Here is a 228-nt window from a genome sequence, read left to right on the forward strand (position 1 = left end):
TGCAACGCATTGAGGTGCGGTTGCCGGAGATCGGGGAGGTGCTGGTGCTGGTCGGCAACGAAGGGAAGGGGAACGAGGTTGAGCAGTATGTGCGGGTTGACCGGGTAACCGCCGAGCTGCGCAAGTTCGGGGTAGCAGGCTACCAGGGCGAGTTCACCCGCAACGTGGTCACTTGCGTGATCACTGACCCGCTGCGCCACACCTTTGAAGGGGAGCAACCCAGCCCCT

The 228-nt window shown here is 63.2% G+C and carries 1 protein-coding gene; it reads left to right on the forward strand.

The window, feature by feature from the left end; translation table 11 throughout:
• A partial coding sequence (locus tag ACW5W8_RS24140; protein WP_498630945.1) for a hypothetical protein occupies nucleotides 1-228 on the forward strand: 228 nt, incomplete at both ends.

The organism is Aeromonas aquatilis (assembly GCF_054052405.1).